Origin of the sequence: Pseudovibrio sp. POLY-S9 (genome assembly GCF_001431305.1) — a bacterium.
In the GTDB taxonomy this organism is placed as follows: Bacteria; Pseudomonadota; Alphaproteobacteria; order Rhizobiales; family Stappiaceae; genus Pseudovibrio.
In genome coordinates this window covers 1-618 of record NZ_LCWX01000244.1, presented here as the reverse complement: position 1 = coordinate 618, position 618 = coordinate 1, and the positions used below count along the sequence as shown (strand labels likewise).

The window sequence follows — 618 nt, the reverse complement described above, 5'->3', positions numbered from 1 at the left end:
GGCACTATGTGTGAAGTAGTACCAGATGCCTTCTTCTGCCGTGATGCGATCTAAAAAGCTTAAGTGACTTTCCCGGTACTGCACGCAGTATTCGCGGGCCTCATGAGACTCGGTCAGATCCCACTTCACATCCTCTACGCCGTGTTCTTTCAGCAGGATCTTAACGATCTCGGGCACGCTTTTCTTCTGGAAGATCCGGCAGTCCGAGCCATGGGCCAGCCGGTGCAAACTGGGCAGCAGGGTGAGCGAGTAACTGGTGCGGTGATGGCCTTCATTGCCGCGGGCAATCTCGGCAATCACTCCGGAGAGATGGCGCAGGCCCTCGTATTTATGATGAATGGTCAGCGTGGCGGGCGTATCCAGCAGGCTATGCAAGTCCAGCGCATTGTCGGGGCTGGCCAGCTCAATCTGGATCTGTGTGAGCCCGTTAAGGCGCTCTGTTGCCGAGAACCCGGTGACCAGCAACTCCGCGTTGGGCTGCGCAGGAGCGGCAAAGGTGAAGGCCAGATCTTGTTGTTGAAAGAGCTGCGGGATTTGGACAATAGCATTCATAACAAACTCACTGGCAAAAGAAAAAACAAAGGATCTATAAGAATTAGGAGTGATCTGGCGAACTTA

Annotated in this window: 1 protein-coding gene; it reads right to left on the bottom strand. The window is 54.0% G+C overall.

Annotation, left to right across the window (positions count from 1 at the left end):
• Window positions 1-552 (bottom strand): type VI secretion system tip protein VgrG (gene vgrG, locus PPL9_RS31700; protein WP_152986853.1); only part of this gene is annotated, 552 nt, incomplete at its 3' end.
• Between the last annotated feature and the right edge of the window lie 66 nt (window positions 553-618).